Annotated in this window: 11 protein-coding genes; 6 read left to right on the top strand and 5 right to left on the bottom strand. The window is 69.9% G+C overall.

The window, feature by feature from the left end; genetic code table 11:
* Positions 1-1752 (top strand): SEC-C metal-binding domain-containing protein (locus ABDW61_RS21885; RefSeq protein WP_343641743.1); only part of this gene is annotated, 1752 nt, incomplete at its 5' end.
* Between the two features lie 139 nt (positions 1753-1891).
* Positions 1892-3121: a bifunctional glutamate N-acetyltransferase/amino-acid acetyltransferase ArgJ gene (gene argJ / locus ABDW61_RS21880; RefSeq protein WP_343641747.1), complete on the top strand. Its 1230-nt coding sequence runs from the start codon at positions 1892-1894 to the stop codon at positions 3119-3121.
* Between the two features lie 52 nt (positions 3122-3173).
* Here the strand turns inward: argJ and ABDW61_RS21875 are convergent, their stop codons facing one another.
* Positions 3174-4601, bottom strand: a complete 1428-nt coding sequence (locus ABDW61_RS21875) for a hypothetical protein (RefSeq protein ID WP_343641741.1) — start codon at positions 4599-4601, stop codon at positions 3174-3176.
* Between the two features lie 190 nt (positions 4602-4791).
* Between ABDW61_RS21875 and ABDW61_RS21870 the strand changes: the two genes are divergently transcribed.
* Positions 4792-6078, top strand: coding sequence for an SAM-dependent methyltransferase (locus tag ABDW61_RS21870; protein WP_343641739.1), 1287 nt, complete (start codon positions 4792-4794; stop codon positions 6076-6078).
* Between the two features lie 25 nt (positions 6079-6103).
* On the opposite strand, the gene ABDW61_RS21865 is transcribed toward ABDW61_RS21870, so the two are convergent.
* Positions 6104-8587 (bottom strand): hypothetical protein, encoded by a 2484-nt coding sequence (locus ABDW61_RS21865; protein WP_343641737.1) that lies wholly within the window; start codon positions 8585-8587, stop codon positions 6104-6106.
* 205 nt (positions 8588-8792) lie between these two features.
* Between ABDW61_RS21865 and ABDW61_RS21860 the strand changes: the two genes are divergently transcribed.
* Positions 8793-11225, top strand: a complete 2433-nt coding sequence (locus tag ABDW61_RS21860) for a membrane-bound PQQ-dependent dehydrogenase, glucose/quinate/shikimate family (RefSeq protein ID WP_343641735.1) — start codon at positions 8793-8795, stop codon at positions 11223-11225.
* Here the strand turns inward: ABDW61_RS21860 and ABDW61_RS21855 are convergent.
* Both ABDW61_RS21855 and ABDW61_RS21850 read right to left on the bottom strand, forming a co-directional pair.
* On the bottom strand, positions 11204-11818 hold the full coding sequence (locus ABDW61_RS21855) for a hypothetical protein (protein WP_343641734.1): 615 nt from the start codon (positions 11816-11818) through the stop codon (positions 11204-11206). The two genes, ABDW61_RS21860 and ABDW61_RS21855, sit on opposite strands and share 22 nt — an antisense overlap.
* Before the next feature lie 531 nt (positions 11819-12349).
* Entirely contained in the window at positions 12350-14551 is a 2202-nt protein-coding gene (locus ABDW61_RS21850) for a prolyl oligopeptidase family serine peptidase (RefSeq protein ID WP_343641733.1), read from the bottom strand.
* A gap of 282 nt (positions 14552-14833) precedes the next feature.
* On the opposite strand from ABDW61_RS21850, the gene ABDW61_RS21845 reads away from it, so the two are divergent.
* Positions 14834-15181, top strand: a complete 348-nt coding sequence (locus ABDW61_RS21845; protein ID WP_343641731.1) for a hypothetical protein — start codon at positions 14834-14836, stop codon at positions 15179-15181.
* Positions 15178-15480, top strand: a complete 303-nt coding sequence (locus tag ABDW61_RS21840; protein ID WP_343641729.1) for a type II toxin-antitoxin system RelE/ParE family toxin — start codon at positions 15178-15180, stop codon at positions 15478-15480. Before ABDW61_RS21845 ends, ABDW61_RS21840 begins: the two co-directional genes overlap by 4 nt.
* On the opposite strand, the gene ABDW61_RS21835 is transcribed toward ABDW61_RS21840, so the two are convergent.
* Positions 15474-17798, bottom strand: a complete 2325-nt coding sequence (locus ABDW61_RS21835; protein WP_343641728.1) for a TonB-dependent receptor — start codon at positions 17796-17798, stop codon at positions 15474-15476. The two genes, ABDW61_RS21840 and ABDW61_RS21835, sit on opposite strands and share 7 nt — an antisense overlap.
* Positions 17799-17802 lie beyond the last annotated feature (4 nt).

Below are 17802 nucleotides of genomic sequence, written 5' to 3'. Positions count from 1 at the left end.
GTCGTGATCGTCGACGAGTTCACCGGCCGCCTGATGACGGGCCGCCGCTGGAGCGATGGCCTGCACCAGGCCGTCGAGGCCAAGGAAGGCGTGCAGATCCAGGCCGAGAACCAGACGCTGGCCTCGGTGACCTTCCAGAACTACTTCCGCATGTACGGCAAGCTGTCGGGCATGACCGGCACGGCCGACACCGAGGCCTACGAATTCCAGGAGATCTACGGCCTGGAGACCGTGGTGATCCCGCCGAACCGCCCGACGGTGCGCCGCGACGAGCTGGACCTGGTCTACAAGACCACGAAGGAGAAGTACGACGCCGTCACGCAGGACATCCGCGACTGCCACGAGCGCGGCCAGCCGGTGCTGGTGGGCACGACGTCGATCGAGAACTCCGAGAAGGTCTCCGAGCTGCTGACCAAGGCCAAGCTCCCTCACCAGGTGCTGAACGCCAAGCAGCATGCCCGCGAGGCGGACATCATCACCCAGGCCGGCCGTCCGGGCGTGATCACGATCGCGACCAACATGGCCGGCCGCGGCACCGACATCGTGCTGGGCGGCAGCATCGAGAAGGACGTCGTCGCGATCGAGAACGACGAGGCGCTGTCCGAGTCCGAGAAGCAGGCCAAGATCGCCGCGCTCAAGGCCGAATGGCAGCAGCTGCACGAGCAGGTCAAGGCCGCCGGCGGCCTGCGCGTGATCTCCACCGAGCGCCACGAGAGCCGCCGCATCGACAACCAGCTGCGCGGCCGCTCGGGCCGCCAGGGCGACCCGGGCTCGTCGCGCTTCTACCTGTCGCTGGACGACCAGCTGATGCGCATCTTCGCGGGCGACCGCGTGCGCGCCATCATGGACCGCCTGAAGATGCCCGAGGGCGAGGCGATCGAGGCCGGCATCGTGACGCGCTCGATCGAGAGCGCGCAGCGCAAGGTCGAGGCCCGCAACTTCGACATCCGCAAGCAGCTGCTCGAGTACGACGACGTGTCGAACGATCAGCGCAAGGTCATCTACCAGCAGCGCAACGAGATCCTCGAGGCCGAGGACCTGCTGGCGCAGATCTCGCATCTGCGCACCGGCACGCTGACGGACGTGGTGCGCGGCTTCGTGCCCGAGGAATCGCTCGAGGAGCAATGGGACCTGGCGGCGCTGGAGCGCGTGCTGCGCGACGAGTGGAAGCTCGAGGTGCCGCTGGGCGAGATGCTCAAGAAGAGCGAGACGCTGACCGACGAGGACATCCTCGACGCCGTGCTGAAGGCCGGTGACGCGGCGTTCCAGGACAAGCTGGACCGCGTCGGGCTGGAGCAGTTCACGCCGTTCATGCGCATGGTGCTGCTGCAGAGCATCGACCAGCACTGGCGCGAGCATCTCGCGTCGCTGGACTACTTGCGCCAGGGCATCCACCTGCGCGGCTACGCGCAGAAGAACCCGAAGCAGGAATACAAGCGCGAGGCCTTCGAGCTGTTCTCGCAGCTGCTGGACGCGGTGAAGCTGGAAGTGACCCGCGTGCTGCTGAACGTGCGCATCCAGTCGCAGGAGGAGGCCACCGCCGCCGCCGACGCGATCGAGCAGCGCGCCGAGAACGTCAGCAACGTGACCTACACCCATCCGAACGAGGATGGCTCGGTGTCGCAGGACGCGGCACCGGTCGCGGGCGGCACGCAGGCCGTGCCGAGCGAGTGGGGCCATGTCGGCCGCAACGATCCCTGCCCGTGCGGCAGCGGCAAGAAGTTCAAGGCCTGCCACGGCAAGCTGGCCTGATCCGCTCGGGCCTCCGCTGAACGACGGCGCCCCTCACGGGCGCCGTTGTCCTTTCTGGGCGCCGGGCGGGCGGGATGCTGGACGCGTCATGGGCGGCTCCTACAATCGCGGCCCGTTGTCCATCCAACCCCGCGCCGCCATGCCCGTCAATCTGACCGCCCCCGATCCCTCCACCCTGCTGCCCGTGCCCGGCGTGCGCCTGGGCATCACGATGGCCGGCATCCGCAAGGCCAACCGCCGCGACCTGACCGTGATCGCGCTGGACGAAGGCGCCAGCGTCGCCGGCGTGTTCACCGCCAACCGCTTCTGCGCCGCGCCGGTGCAGGTCTGCCGCGAGCACCTGGCCGCCGGCCACGCGATCCGTGCGATCGTCATCAACACCGGCAACGCGAACGCGGGCACCGGCGCCGACGGCCTGGCCCGCGCGCGCCAGACCTGCGCGGCGCTGGCCGCCGAGATGAAGATCGATGCGGCGCAGGTGTTGCCGTTCTCGACCGGCGTGATCATGGAAACGCTGCCCGTGGATCGCATCGTCGCTGGCCTGCCGGCCGCGATCGCGGCGCTGAAGCCGGACCACTGGGCCGAGGCTGCCGCCGGCATCATGACCACGGACACGCTGCCCAAGGCCTGCTCGCGCCAGGTCTCGATCGGTGGCAAGACGGTGACGATCTCCGGCATCTCCAAGGGCGCCGGGATGATCCGCCCGAACATGGCCACGATGCTGGGCTTCGTCGCCACCGACGCGGTGATCGCGCCGGAGTTGCTGCAGCCGCTGGTCAAGGAAGCGGCGGACCTGTCCTTCAATCGCATCACCATCGATGGCGACACCTCCACCAACGATTCCTTCGTGCTGATCGCCACGCAGCAGGCCGGCCACGATCGCATCGCCTCGCTGACGAGCGCCGAGGGCCGCGCGCTGCGCGACGCCGTGGTGGCGGTGTCGCAGCAGTTGGCGCAGGCCATCGTGCGCGATGGCGAGGGCGCGACCAAGTTCATCTCGGTGGTGGTGCAGGGCGGCAAGACCGAGGACGAGTGCCGCAAGGCCGCCTACGCGATCGCGCACTCACCGCTGGTGAAGACGGCGTTCTTCGCCAGCGATCCCAACCTGGGCCGCATCCTGGCGGCGGTCGGCTACGCCGGCATCGACGATCTCGACCAGGGCCTGATCGATCTGTTCCTGGACGACGTGCACGTCGTGACCCAGGGCGGCCGCCGCCCCGAGTACAAGGAAGAGGACGGCCAGCGCGTGATGAAGCAGAGCGAGATCACCGTGCGCGTGGATCTGAATCGCGGCCCGGCCCAGACCACGGTCTGGACCTGCGACTTCAGCCACGAGTACGTGACGATCAACGCCGACTACCGCTCCTGAGCGGACGCTCGCGCCTTCTGGGGGGCTCTTGCGGGCCCTGGCGGGCCGCGATTCAGAAGTCGACGGCCCGCGCCCGCATCCCGCGGGCCAGCAGCGTGGCGTTGATCAGCTGCGCTTCCTCGCGCGTCGCGAACGGCCACACCGCGGCGCGCCAGCCTTCCTTGGTCTGGAACACGTCGCCGTTGGGCGGCGCCGAGCCGCCCAAGGTCTGCGCAATCATCTCGCGCATACGGCTGAGCTGGGTCTCGGCCTCGGCCTTGCTCTTCACCGGAAGACTGACCAGCGCGACCGGCTTGCCGCCGGGCGCCATGCCGCGCTTCATCAGGCTGGTCAGCCCCGCATCGTCGACCGCGAGGCGCCGCTCGGCTTCCGTCGCCGGTGCCGAGGCGGCGAGCTTGCCGCCTTCCGCGGTCTTGCTTCGCGGTTCATTGGCTGGCGGCGCGGCCTGCGTTTGCTCGCGTTCTCGCTGAGCCCGTTCGACGCCGCTCTGCAGCGTGGGACGGATGTTCGGGATCTCGCCGGCCGGCGCGGCCGTCGTGAGGGGCGCCGAAGCGGGCGCCGAGGCGGCGGTGGCTTCGGCCACCGGGGCGGTGGGAGAGGAAGCGGCGTCGCCGGCCGATGAGGCGGCTTCGGCGAGGGCGGCCGCGGAGGCCGACGCCGCCGAAGCCGTGGCCTGCGCGGCCTGCGCCGCGGAGGCGGCCGATGCGGCTTCGGCAACCTGTGCCGCAGACGCTGCCGAAGCTGCCTCCGCTGCCGCCTGCGCTGCCAGTTGTTCGGCCGAGGGTTTTGACGACGGCCAGAGCGCCCACACCGCCACGATCAGCACCAGGGCCGCGATGCTGCCCGCGACGCCGAGCCGCGCCGGGTCCAGCGCCCGCTGGCCCAGCACCCGGTCGCGGCGGCCCACCAGCACCCGCCGGCGCGCCGGGCCCGCATCGAAGGCCGCGCTCAGCAGCACCAGTTCCATGGGCCACGCGCCGGCCTGATCGGGGCCGCTGGCGAGGGCGCGCTCGTCGATGTCGACGCGGCGCAAGGGGAGTTCGTCCGGGGCGGTGGTGAAGCCGTGGTCGAGCGCCATCGCCGCGACCTTCGACCGCTTGAGGCCGGGAATGAAGTCGTCGATCCAGGCCGGACGCGGACCGCTGCCGGCGGCCTTGCGCTGCCACGGGAGACGGCGCTTGGGCGGAGCGGGGATAGCCTCGGCGGGCGCGCCGCCCTCCAGACTGGGTTCCTTGGGCAGCGCCTGCGCCATGAAGGGCAGGGCCACGGCGCCGACGGTGTGGACATCGGCGATGCCGATGCGCCGCGCCAGCGGATGCTTGTTGTGCCAGTTCACCAGCATCCACGCCACGACGTCCGGCGACGGGCCCTCCCACGGCGCCGCGGGCGCGGCAGGCGGCGCGGCGACGGGCACGGCCGCTGCTTCGGCGGCCGGCGGGCCGTTCAGGTCGATGTCGGGCGAGGCGGGGGTATCGTCCATGGCGCCGGCCATTGTGCGTCAGGGCATGGCGCCCGATCGCCGCGCGATGGGGCGGATCGCCCCGGAATTCAAGGCTTCAACGGCGGCCGTGCGCGGGCGCGGCGGCGCCCGTTCCGCGTGGGGCCGTTGCCGGGCGAGGGCGCGTGATCCCGGTTTGGCGGGACAATCCCGGCTTCCCACAGGACCCCCGATGTTCAGTTCCCTTGTCGACCCCGATGCCGGCGCCGCGCCGCCCGACGCTCGCGCGCGCTTCCTGCGCCTGCTGCGCACCGCCCTGGCCGAGCGCCGTTTCCAGCGCCTGCTGCTGAACCGCCACGAGGGCGAGGACGGCTCGATCGAGCGCCTCACGGTGCGCGACATCGAGCTGCGCGGCGAGCGCGCGCTGAGCTTCCTGTGGCGTCACAAGACCAAGGACGTCACGAAGAACCATGCGCTGGACGAGGGCCTCGCGCTGATCGATGGCCTGCTGGGCCGCGACTTCATGCAGGCGCATCTGGACACGCTCGGCGAGGAGGCGCAGCTGCGCTTCAGCCGCAAGGGCAAGCCGCTGCTGCAGGTCGGCCGGAAGGCGGCGGCGCCGCAGGCCGCGGAGGACGGGGCGCAAGTGGATCAGGACGCGCCAGCGCCCACGGGCCATGACCGCGCCAAGCCGCGCGCGCTGTCGATGGAGAGCGCCTTCTGGCGCGATCTTGGCGTCACGCACGAGCTCAAGGGGCAGGCGGCGCTGGTGCCGGCGATGGCGCGCAAGTGGAAGCAGATCAACAAGTTCATCGAGATCTTCGGCGCCGCGGTGCGCAAGGCGGGTCTGGACGCGCCCGGCACGCCGGTGCGTCTGGCTGATTTCGGCTCGGGCAAGGGTTATCTGACCTTCGCGATGCATGACTGGCTGCGCGCACAGGGTCTGGCGCCGCAGGTGCAGGGCGTGGAGCTCAAGCAGGACATGGTGGCGCTGGGCAACGCGGCGGCGGCGCGGCATGGCCTGGAGGGCCTGAGCTTCGAGCATGGCGACGTGCGCGAGCGCGGCGATCAGCCGCTGGACGTGATGGTTGCGCTGCATGCCTGCGACATCGCCACCGACCACGCGATGCACTTCGGCCTGCGCAGCGGCGCGCGGATCATCATGTGCGCGCCCTGCTGCCACAAGGAGATCCGCCCGCAGATGACGACGCCAGCGGCCTTGCGCCCGCTGCTGCAGCACGGCATCCACCTCGGGCAGGAGGCGGAGATGGTCACCGACTCGCTGCGCGCGCTGCTGCTGGAGCTGATGGGCTACGACACGCAGGTGATCGAGTTCATCGCGCTGGAGCACACCAGCAAGAACAAGATGGTGCTGGCGGTGAAGCGTCCGCAGCCGCCCACCGCGGCGCGGCGCGGTGAGCTGCTGGCACAGCTGGACGAGATCAAGCGCTTCTATGGCCTGCGCAGCCAGGCGCTGGAGACCTTGCTGCGCGTCGAAGGGCGGCTCGACGCGGTGTGATGCCGGCGCGAGACGGCGTGGGACGTCAGGACGACGCCGGCGGCGGGGTTGCCGCGTCCGGTGCCGGTTGCACGCCAGGCGCGAGCATGGCCCGCGCAATCTCCCTGGTGTGGTTTTCCCAGTGCCCGGCAGCGGCATCGCCACCGCGCTCGATGGCCGTGCGTATCAGTGGGGACGACGGCTCGCCGTCCAGCTCGGCGGCGGGCAGGTCTGCCCAGGACAACAGACCGCCGCGCGCGGCGACGCGCAACTGGTCCAGATAGCTCTGGAGGGCGTTGGCCACCGGCCCGCTCCCCACGGGCGTGAAGGCGTGTTCCGCCGCCAAGGTGTCGGGCAACAGGATCTGGCGCACGGCGTCCGCGTCCAGCAGGCCGGCATGAAACATCTCGCGGGTCCAGCGGAAGACCGCCGCGATGATGTTTGGGAACCGGCCGAGCAGCACCGCCGCGCCCAGCAGCGGGAAAGGCACCGGGAAGCGGTCGATGCTGGCGACCTGCAACAGGGCGCGAGCCGATTCCGGCGTCAATGGGAGCGCCCCGACCAGGCGGCGCACCACGGCAAGTTCCGCCAGGAGTCTGTCCGGGCCTGCGGCGAAGAGGGCGCCTTCCAGCGCTCCTGCCAAGCCGCCGTCCTCCAGCAGCACGGATGCGATGAGCTTGCGGCCGGGGCCGCCGCCCAGGAGGTCGGCGAGAGCCTTCGCCAGCGAGTCCAGCGCCCTGTCGTCCACCTGTTGAGAAGGCGTCTGCGCGAATTGCCGTGCTGCTTCCCGCGCAGCGCCCAATGGCGCCACCTGCCCCAGCAGATCCTCCATGTGATCGAGCAACTCGCATTGCGCGTTGCGCAGGTTGTCCTTGGGCCCGCCGTCCTCATGCACGCCCTGGATGCGCAGATCCTCGTTGCCCGCTCGTCCGAGCGCCGCTTGGCGCCGCACCTGCCTCATCCAGGACTCCGGGAAACCGGTGCCCGTCCAATGGCTCAGGAGCTTGCCAAGTGCCGCGCGATGCCGACATCGCAGGATCTCGTGAAGCGCGCGATCGAGGGTTGCCGCGTCCCAGCCTTCCGGATGGCTGCCCATCCAGCCGGCCACGGTGTCGTCCTCGAGAACGACGTGCTCGATGACGTGTCCGATGCGCTCAGGTGTGGGGTGGCTCAGCGCCACCGTCCTTGCCTGCGATGCCAGCCCCTGTCTCACGACGTGATCACGGAGATGGTCGCGGTCCTTGCCGTCGAGTGCAGGACCTGGCGTGCCAGGGCGATGTCCCGCGCCTGCGGCGGATTGCAGCAGCCGGTTCGCCTCAAGGCCGTCCAGCGGTCGCAGGAACGGTTGCGAGCCTAGATCGGGGCGGACGAGCACGTACGGCCGCTCTTCGAGCAGTCTGACCTCGTGGATGTTCCCGTCCTTGGTGTACTGGTGGAGCAGCCGGTCATCGGCTGGCGGCAGCACGCCTTCCTTCTCCAGTTTGCGCCGCATGTCGATCGCCAGCATCGAGGGGCGATCCACGAGCCGCTGCGCGAGCAGGTCCTCATCCAGCTGGCAGAAACTGAATTTGCTCAAAGGGCCATAGCGCAGGGCCAATTGGCGCAACACCCGTTCCAGCGCGTCGCAGTGGCCCGCGCCCTGCTGGAAATCGGGCGGCATGCCGCAGAGCTCTTCCGCGAGCATCGCCTTGGCGTCGTCCAGGCATTGCCCGGCCAGCCAGTCGGCGATCGCCATGCTGTCGATGCGCCGCGGCAGCGCGGCGGCGCAGCGGTCCACAACGTCGCGATAGAGGCGGATGTCGAGCGAGTAGTGATCATCGACGGCGTCCGCAACGAGCAGCGTCGGCAGTCTCAAGACCTTGGCGAAGGGCAGCCAGACGTGCGGCGTGGTGACGTCCTGATCCTTGAGGCGGGGCTCCTCCCGCAGCAGTTCTTGAATGTGCGCGGCGCTGAGCTTGACGAACGCCACACCAGCCTCGCCTCGCAAGCCGCCGAGATGGGCGCCGAGCTCGAGCGCCGCCTTGCGGAGTTCGGCCCGCTGGCGCTGGAGGCAGTAGCTCAGATCGGTGATGCCGCCGACGATCTGGCGCCGGGCCGCCATCGGAATGCGCTCGTCGCGGACGTGCTGGGCAAGCGCTTCCAGCGCGCCCTTGAAGTCCTGGCGCAGGCAATCGGCGACTGAGATCGTCTTCTTCGAGAGTGGTGCGGCCTCGAGCGTCAGGTGCGCCAGTTCGGCGGCGGCGTCGGCCAGTCCTTGCTCCTGGCAGAACCGGAGGAGTTGTTGATGGGCGGCCTGCCATTCCCCTTTGGCGACCGAGGCGTCCTTGCTGTCCAGAAAGCGCCGATTGGCGGCGTGGTTCGCCAGCGGATCGAACTGGCTGGGCGGCGCGTAGGTCCGGCGTGGCGGTTCATGGCCAGGCGAGTCCTCGGGACGGTGCGCGGGTTGCGCGGCCGCGTTCATCGCCTGATGCATGGCGTCGAGAAACGCGGGTTCGAAACCCCGGAGGGTCGATGCGGATGGGTAGGTCATCGGCACTGGGTCGCGGCGGGCCGCCGGGGGTTCCCGATGCACGCCGATCACCTGCCGGAGTCCAGCACCGGTCCAGTGCCCAAAACTGAGGCAATCCAGCGCCGCCTCTCTCGGATCAACGACTTGCGCGCGCCGCCCTCAGCTTTCCCCACGACTTGTCCACAGGCGGCGTGGGCAACCGGCATGTCGATTGCCGTGCCGGCGCATGTCGACCCTCCTCGCGCCTTCTCCCGCCCCAGTCCCGTGGCTGGCCCGCATTCTCGGCACGGTGCTGCTCATCCTGGGCTTCGTGATGCTGGCCGCCGGCGGCTGGCTGGCGTCGCTCGGCGGCAGTTGGTATTACGCGCTGTCGGGCCTGGCCTGGGTGCTCATCGGGGCGCTGATGTGGGGACGGCTGCGCGGGGCCGTGCTCGGCTACGCGCTGTACTTCCTCGTGACGCTGGCCTGGAGCCTGTGGGAGGCGGGGCTGGACTGGTGGCCGCTCGGCGCCCGCCTGGGCGTGCCCTTCGTGATCGGCGCGGTGCTGCTGGCGCTGGTGCCGACGATGCGCCGCCACCTGCCGCTCGACGATCCCCGGCGCGTGGCCTGGCGCAGTCCGCCGGCGCTCACGCTGACGGCGGCGCTGGCGGCCTTCGTCGTCGCGGCGGCCCTGTCCTGGACCCACGACCTGCATGCCGTGCGGGGCACCATGCCGGCCAGCAGTGCGGCCCGGCCGCCGGGCCCGGCCGCCTCGGGAACGGCCGCGATTCCGGACGGCGAATGGCACGCCTATGGCCGCACCGGCTTCGGCCAGCGCTGGTCGCCGCTGGCGCAGATCACGCCGGCCAATGTCGGCGGGCTGAAGCTGGCCTGGGAGTTCCACACCGGCGACCTGCGCGGCCGGCCCGGCGATCCGAAGGAGACGACCTTCGAAGTCACGCCGCTGAAGGTCGGTGAGCGCCTGTTCCTGTGCACGCCCCACCAGACCGTGCTGGCGCTGGACGCCACCACGGGCCGCGAGCTGTGGCGCTTCGATCCGCAAGTGCGCGGCGAGCTCGCGCTACAGCATCTGACCTGCCGCGGCCTGTCGTATCAGCCGCCCCCGCAGCCGATGGCGCCGGCCGGCGCGCAGCCGCCGCCCTGCGCGGCCAAGCTCTTCATGCCCACGGCCGACGCGCGGCTGATCGCGCTGGATCCGGTTTCCGGCAAGACCTGTCCCTCGTTCGGCGAGCAGGGCGCCGTGAACCTGTGGGCCGGCATGCCGAACGCCAAGCCGGGGGCCTATTACTCGACCTCGCCGGTGGTCGTGACGCGGCGGCTGGTGATCGTCGGCGGGACGGTGCTCGACAACGCGTCCACGAAGGAGCAGTCGGGCGTGATCCGCGCCTATGACGTCGAGACCGGCGCGCTGGTCTGGAACTGGGACTCCGCGAACCCGGACGCCACCGCGCCCCTCGCCGCCGGGCAGACCTACACGGCCAACTCGCCCAACAGCTGGTCCGTGGCCAGCGTCGACGAGGACCTCGGCCTGGTCTATCTCCCCATGGGCAACCAGCCGCCGGATCAATGGGGCGGCAAGCGCTCGGCCAACGTCGAGAAGCATTCGTCCTCGGTGGTGGCGCTGGATCTGGCGACGGGACGCGCGCGCTGGGTGTTCCAGACGGTGCATCACGACCTGTGGGACTACGACGTGCCGGCGCAGCCGGTGCTGGTCGACCTGACCGTGCGCGGGCAGCGCGTGCCGGCGCTGGTGCAGGCGACCAAGCAGGGCGAGCTCTTCGTGCTGGACCGGCGCGACGGCAAGCCGGTGTTCCCGGTGATCGAAGCGCCGGCGCCGCAGGGCGCGGCGGCGGGCGATTTCACCGCGCCGACGCAGCCGGTGTCGGCGATCTCCTTCAACCCGCCGGTGCTGCGCGAGCGCGACATGTGGGGCGTGACGATGTTCGACCAGCTCTGGTGCCGCATCGCCTTCCACCGCCTGCGCTATGAAGGTCGCTTCACGCCGCCGTCGGAGCAGGGCTCGCTGATCAATCCGGGTAACTTCGGCGTCTTCAACTGGGGCAGCATCGCGGTCGATCCGGTGCGCGGCATTGCGTTCACGACGCCGGCGGTGCTGGCCTTCACCTCGCAGCTGGTGCGGCGGCATGACGACAAGTCGCTGCTGGTGCAGGACGAGGGCCCGCCCAGCGGCTCGCTGCCGGCGCTCAACGAAAACTTCGGCGCCCCCTTCGCGGCCAAGATGAAGCCCTTCACCTCGCCGCTGGGCATTCCGTGCCAGACGCCGCCGTGGGGTACGGTGGCGGGCGTTGACCTGAACGAGGGCCGCGTGGTCTGGCGCCATCGCAACGGGACGGTGCGCGACCTGTCGCCGCTGCCACTGCCCTTGCCGCTGGGCGTGCCCAGCCTGGGCGGACCGCTGATGACGGCGGGGGGCGTGGCCTTCCTGTCGGGCAGCATGGACAACTATGTCCGCGCCTACGACGTCAACGATGGGCGCCAGCTCTGGGAGGGGCGGTTGCCCGCGGGCGGACAGGCCACGCCGATGAGCTACCTGGGCGCGGACGGCCGGCAGTATGTGCTGGTCGTCGCGGGCGGGCACGGGTCGACGGGCACCAAGCCCGGCGACAGCGTGCGCGCCTATGCCTTGGAGAAGCGCTGAGCCCCGGCCGATCCGTTGACGATCTCCCGGCGCCGATCCGCACTGCGGAGAAGGACCTGCGGGTCACAGGAGCGGGCCTGGAACAGACTCCACGCGCGTTCCGCCTCCTCGCCTTGCAATTCGTCCAGGGTCGCTCCTCCGGCCCGGGTCGGAGCCTCTGAGGCCCAGTCCAGCGTGGGCAGGCGCTGCAGCAGGTTCTCGAGCGTCTTGGTGTCAGGGCGGCTTGCGTCGAGCCCGCGTGACGCCATGACCGAGAGGATCGACGGCAGGTTCCGGTCCGCGATCTTCTGGAGTTCCCGATCGCCTCCCATGGCCCACAGGCAGAGGAAGGACGTCTTTTCGCGGCCCGCGTTCGTCGCGGCCGCGAACGCTTTGAGCAGGATCTCGAAATGCGTATCGGCGTCGATCTCGCCGCACCAGCCGCCGCGCAGGGCGATCTGTTCGAGGAGCCGCTCCGTCGTTGCGTCGTCCCCGTCCGTTGCCGCGGCGAAGAGTTGGTCGCGCAGGCGACGAGGCGGTTCATGTTCGACGTCGCCGTCATCGTTCAGGACGACATAACCAGTGGTGAGTGTGGGAGAGGAAGAACGCGGCATGTGGATGTCCGGGAAAGACCGAGAGGGGGTCAGTCATCGGCACCTGGAAATTGTTCGCGCGTGACAACGCAGGGCACCGCGCGCACCGGGACGAAAAAAAGCCCAGCCCCTCGTGGAAGGGCCGGGCTGGGCAAGAGCGCTGAGACGCCGCCTGGACGGCCGGACTGCGGGGCGTGGCGCTGCGGCGTGGCGAAAGTGGAGCGCGAGCGCGCCGGCCATCAGGCGACCCGTGGCGGGACGCGGCCTGGGCGCGTGGATCGGGCGGGACCTCAGCCGCCGCTCGGCGGCTGCGCCGGGGCTGGCTTTCGCAAGCAGGGACGCGGGAGCGTGGGCTGCGTGAAGGCGGGCGTGCGGCGTGTCGTCATGCTTCGCATCATCGCCAATGCGCGGCGCGGCGAGACGACGAGAACACGGCCCAAATCCGGCCAAACAACTGGCCGGATTTCACGGCCATTTCCTCGTGCCGGGCACGGGGTGCGCCGTGACGGCCGATCTGGACGTGGCCGCCGCCGCGCGCGGGCGGCGGTTCGCTTACTTCACGTCCATGCCGAACGTGTTGGCGATGAAGGCCAGGATGTCCGCGCGCTCCTCGATGATCTTGGAGGTCGGCTTGCCGGCGCCATGGCCGGCCTGCGTCTCGATGCGGATCAGCTTGGGCGCCGGACCGGTGTCGGCGGCCTGCAGCGTCGCGGTGTACTTGAAGCTGTGGGCCGGGACGACGCGGTCGTCATGGTCGCCGGTGGTGACCAGGATCGCCGGGTAGCGCACGCCGCTCTTGATCGTGTGCAGCGGCGAGTAGGCCAGCAGCGCCTTGAATTCCTCGGGGTTCTCGGACACGCCGTAGTCCGAGGTCCACGCCCAGCCGATGGTGAACTTGTGGAAGCGCAGCATGTCCATCACGCCCACCTGCGGCACCGCGGCGCCGAACAGGTCCGGACGCTGGTTGGTCACCGCGCCGACCAGCAGGCCGCCGTTGGAGCCGCCATTGATGGCGAGCCTGGCCGGCTGGGTGTACTTGTTGGCCACCAGCCATTCGCCGGCGGCGATGAAGTCGTCGAACACGTTCTGCTTGCGCAGCTTGGTGCCGGCGTCATGCCATGAGGCGCCGTACTCGCCGCCGCCGCGCAGCACGGCCAGCACGTAGACGCCGCCCATCTTCATCCAGGTCGCGGCGGTGACGCCGTAGCCTGGCGTCATCGGCACGTTGAAGCCGCCGTAGCCATAGAGCAGCGTCGGGTTGCTGCCGTCGAGCTTCAGTCCCTTGCGGTGGGCGATGAAGATCGGCAGTTTGGTGCCGTCCTTGCTGGTGACGAAGACGCGCTTGCTCTCGTACTGGTCGGCGTCGAAGGCGGTCTGCGCGCGCTTGAACAGGTCGGTGCGGCCGGTCTTGGCGTCCAGGCGCCAGATCTCGCCCGGCGTGGTCAGGCTGGTGTAGCTGAAGAAGGTCTCCGGATCCTTCCACTTGCCGCCGAAGCCGGCCGCGGTGCCGATGCCGGGCAGCTTGACGTCGCGCACATGCTTGCCGCTGGGCGCATGGATGCGCACCAGCGTGGAGGCGTCCTGCAGATAGCTCAGGATCAGCTCGCCGCCGACGCCGCTCGCGGCGGTCAGCGCGTCCTGCGTCTCGGGCACGAGCGTGGTCCAGGTCTTGGGATCCCGGGCCTGCCAGTCCTTGTCCAGGTCGATCGCGATCAGGCGGCCGCGGGGCGCGTCCTTGTCGGTCTTGACGATCAGGCGCTGGCCGTCGAGCACGACGGGGCTGTACTCGGCGTCGAAGCTCAGCGTCAGCGGGATGGGCTTGGCGCCGGCGTAGCCGCCGTGGCCGTCCAGCGGCAGCAGCATCAGGCCGTTCTTGCTGCCCGAGCCCTTCCACACGTGGATCAGGCCCAGGCGCCCGTCATCGGTGACCTCGACGTTGAAGCCCCATTCCTTCTCGGCCGGGTTCTCGGCGACGAGCGCGTCGGCCGATTGCGGCGTGCCCAGGCGGTGGTAGTAGACCTTCTGGAAGTAGTTGGCGCCGGTGAGGGCCTGGCCTTCCTTCGGCGCGTCGTAGCGCGAGTAGAAGAAGCCCTTGCCGTCGGGCGTCCAGGACGCGCCGGAGAACTTCACCCATTCGATGGTGTCGGGCAGGTCCTTGCCGGCCTCCAGGTCGCGGACCTTCCAGGTCTGCCAGTCGGAGCCGGCGCCGGCGGTGCCGTAGGCCATCAGGCGGCCGTCGCGCGACACGGCGCCGCCGGTCAGGGCGACGGTGCCGTCCTTGGACAGCGTGTTGGGGTCGAGCGCGACCTGCGGCGTGTCCTTCAGGCTGCGCGCGGTGTAGAGCACCGCCTGCTGCTGCAGGCCGTCGTTGCGGGTCCAGAAGTAGCGGCCGCCTTCCTTGTAGGGGACGCCGTACTTCTCGAAGTTGTAGAGCTCGGTGTAGAGCTTGCGCGTGGGCAGGCGCTGCGGCATCGCGCCGAGGAACTTGTCGGTGACCGCGTTCTGGGCCTGGACCCAGGCCTTGGTCTCGGCGGAGTTGTCGTCCTCGAGCCAGCGGTAGGGATCGGCGACGCGGGTGCCGTGGTAGTCGTCGGTCTGGTCGACCTTGCGGGTGGCGGGATAGCTCAAGGACTGCGCGGCGGAGGCCGGGGCGGCGGGCGCGCTCGGGGCGGTTTGAGCGGTCTGAGCGGTCGCGGCCGCGGCGGCGCCCAGTCCGACCACCAGCGCGGCGGTCAGCGAAAGTCGGGAATGCATGCGGTGTGCTCCTGGGAGTCTGGAAACCGCCTCGCGGCTCGTGGCCGCCGGGCGGTGGCGGACGATTGTGCCCGCCAGGGGCGGGGGGTGCCTTTGGTCAGTCAGGGGAAGTACCGAGGCGCCGAACGCGGGAGGCCCGTGGCGATGAGGACTGGCTCAAACTGATCGACTTTTCCGAAGCGCTGACTCGTCCAAGTCGTTGGGGGCGGTTGGCTGACATGGGACCGCCGCCAGCGCGCTCAGACTGCTCTTCTCCTCCTCGTTGGAAAGTGCAGGTGCAGAATGAACGCCCTCCTGGATCCGATCCATTTCAGTCCCACGATGCCCGAGCCCGAGACCACCTTGACCATCCGCATCAATGCGGAGCTGAAGCGCAAGCTCGAAGCAGGGGCTGTGAAATCGAACCTCACGCTGGACGAGCACGTGTCCTGGTTGATTGAGGAGGCCGTCTTCGTCAACAGCCCCGAGTTCTTTGACCCGGACAACCGGGAGGCCCACGAATACCGGCTCGTGCAGGAAGCACGCCGGTCCAGCGCGCTCGGACACGATCTGCCTCTCGAGCAGGTCGAACGGGAGATCGAGGAGCAATTCGGAGCGGAGGGCTCATCTGACCTTCCGGACGAAACTTGAGTGCCGCGATCACGCACGCGGCTCACCGGGATCTCGTCGAGATCCTCAGCCGCATCGCGCGCGACAACCCTTCCGCCGCCAGGAAGATGGCAAAGGAGTTCTTTCGCAAGTTCAGGCTGCTCGCCTTTCAGCCTGGCATCGGCACGCGCACGCGCTTCAACGACACGCGGGTCTTGGCGATCAGGCGCAATTACCGTGTGCTCTACCAGTCGCCGCCGCCCCGCTTGATCATTCAACGCGTGATCCATGCAGCGCGGCACTGGCCCGATGCCGAGCTGCCAGATGGATTGGCTCAGTAATCCCACCTCGCTTCCACCTGGAACGTCCTTGCCGGATACGGATGGAAGTTCCAGTAGCGGTAGTTGTTGAGGTTGTCGATGCCGGCGGCCAGCGTCCACTGGCGGTCGATCTTCCACTGCGCTCGCGCGTCGACGGTGAAGTACTTGCTCGCGGCCATGTAGGCGAAGCCGTTCACGTCGCTGTTGTCCAGCGTGCTGAACTGCTTGCCGCTGTAGCGCGCGCCCAGGCTCAGGCTCAGATCGTCCCGCGCCTGCCATTGCGCCAGCAGCGTCGCCCGCCAGCGCGGCACCCGCGGCTGCCACTTGCCGATCGTGTCGCCGGGCACCGTCGCGTAGCCGCCGTTGGCCAGGATGATCGAGTCGGCGAAGGTCAGGCTGCCTGTCAGCATGACGCGCCTGGGCAGCGTCGCCGTGCCGCTGAACTCCACCCCGCGCGTGCGCACGTGATCGATGTTCTGCACCGTGCTCGTGGAGGTGCTCACGCCCGGATTGATCTGCGAATAGAGCGCATCCCGGCTGTCCTCGTGAAACAGCGTGATCCGCAGGTTGTCGCGCCCCTGACCCGTCCATTCGGCGCTGAGCTCGCTGGTCCAGCTGCGTTCGGGCTTCAGCAGCGGATTGCTGTTGATGAAGTTGCCGGCCGGGTCGAAGCCGCCCTGGAACAACTCGCTCACCGTCGGGAAGCGCACCGCGCGTCCGGTGCTGGCCTTCAGCACCCAGCGCTCGGAGAGGCCGTAGGAGAGGGCCGCCTTGGGCGACCAGGCGGTGCGCGCGCGGTCCTCGTGCCGATGCGGCGCGGTGTCCGCGGCGGCCTGCGTGAGGCCGTCGAAGGCCTGCCAGCGCTCACCGCGCAGACCCAGCACCGCGGTCCAGTCCGGCGCGAAGGTCCACGCATCCTGCGCGAAGAGGGCGCGCACGCGCGTGTCGCCCTCGAAGCGCGAGCTCTGCGCGCCCGCGGCTCCCCAGCGCCAGTCGCTCAGCCCGGACACCCGCGTGCGCAGCTGGTAGCGCTCCTGCGAGAGGCCGGCATCGATCGCGTGATCGCTGCCCGCGGGCGTCCAGGTCAGTTTGGCGGACAGCGTGTTCCACCCCGTGCCGGCCTGGTCGGTGAGGCGGCCACCGTCGCTGGCCTTCTGCGTCGGCGCATACGCGCGCGAGCGATCGGCGAGGTAGTCGTAGACGCTGCCCGACAGCTCCCACCCGAGCCCCTCACTGACGCGCCGCTTCAGCGATAACGCGTGCATGCGGTGCTCGAGTTCGTCGCGCGTCTGCGGGAAGTCGCTTGCGCCGAGCGTGTAGGCCCTGCCGTCGATGCTGACCGGCTGCGTCAGGCCGCCACCGCGGCGATGGTCGACCGGCTCACCGCCAGCATCGGTCAGGAAGCTCTGCGAGCGGCCCTCCGAGCGGTTGCTCCACAGCCCGAAAACGTAGAGCGCCCGCAGGCCCGGCGACAGCTCGTAAGCCAGCTTCAGCTTCGCCTGGTCCTGGACCGTGCCGTACTGGGTGCCGCTGCCCAGCAGCAGCCATGGCTGGTTGACGCGGTTCAGGCCTGGCACCGCGCCCGTCACCGCAACGGCGGCCGGATCGGCGGCCACGCTGCTCACGGTCCGTGTCGCGAAGGTCTGCGGCTGGCCCTCGCTGTCGGTGCGGCCCGCGTGGATCCACCACGAGAGCGCGCCCTCGGCGCTGCCGATCGAGGCGCTGGCCTGCTTCGCGTCATAGCTCCGGCGGGCGCCGTACAGATCGTTGGGCTGATGGCTGTAGCCCAGGCGCGCATGCGCCTCGAAGCGCGCCGGCATGCGGGTCTGGTAGTCGACCACCGCACCCACCGCGTTGCCCGGATACGCCGCCGAGAACGGCCCGTACATCACGTCGACGCGGGTGATCTCCTCGGGCGACACCAGTCCCCAGCGCGGCGCGAAGGTGGCGCCGTTGCCGAGCAGGTTGGACAGCAGGATGCCGTCCGCATAGACCAGCGAACGCGCGCTGTTGCCGGTGCCCGAGGCGCGCGTGGACAGCACCGCGTGGTTGTAGTCGCCGATGTAGCGCTTGCGCACCAGCAGGCTGGGCAGGTACTTGAGGGCGTCCTCGGCGTCGGTGGCGTTGATGTCGCGGGCGATGTCCTCGCCGCTGACGCCCTCGATCGTGGTGGGAATGCGGCTGGGGAGCGAGGTCGGCGCCGCGCCGTCGACGCGGACGATGCCCAGGGTCTGGACACGGAGGCTGGCGTCATCCGCCGCGCACACGGCGGCGGAGGCGGTCGCCAGCATCGTCAGCGCGCCGGCCTGCAGGCGGCGCGCACGGGAAATGCTGTGCATGAAG

This window comes from Roseateles sp., from assembly GCF_039595595.1.
Lineage (GTDB): Bacteria > Pseudomonadota > Gammaproteobacteria > Burkholderiales > Burkholderiaceae_C > Roseateles.
This window is presented reverse-complemented; position numbering and strand designations above follow the sequence as displayed.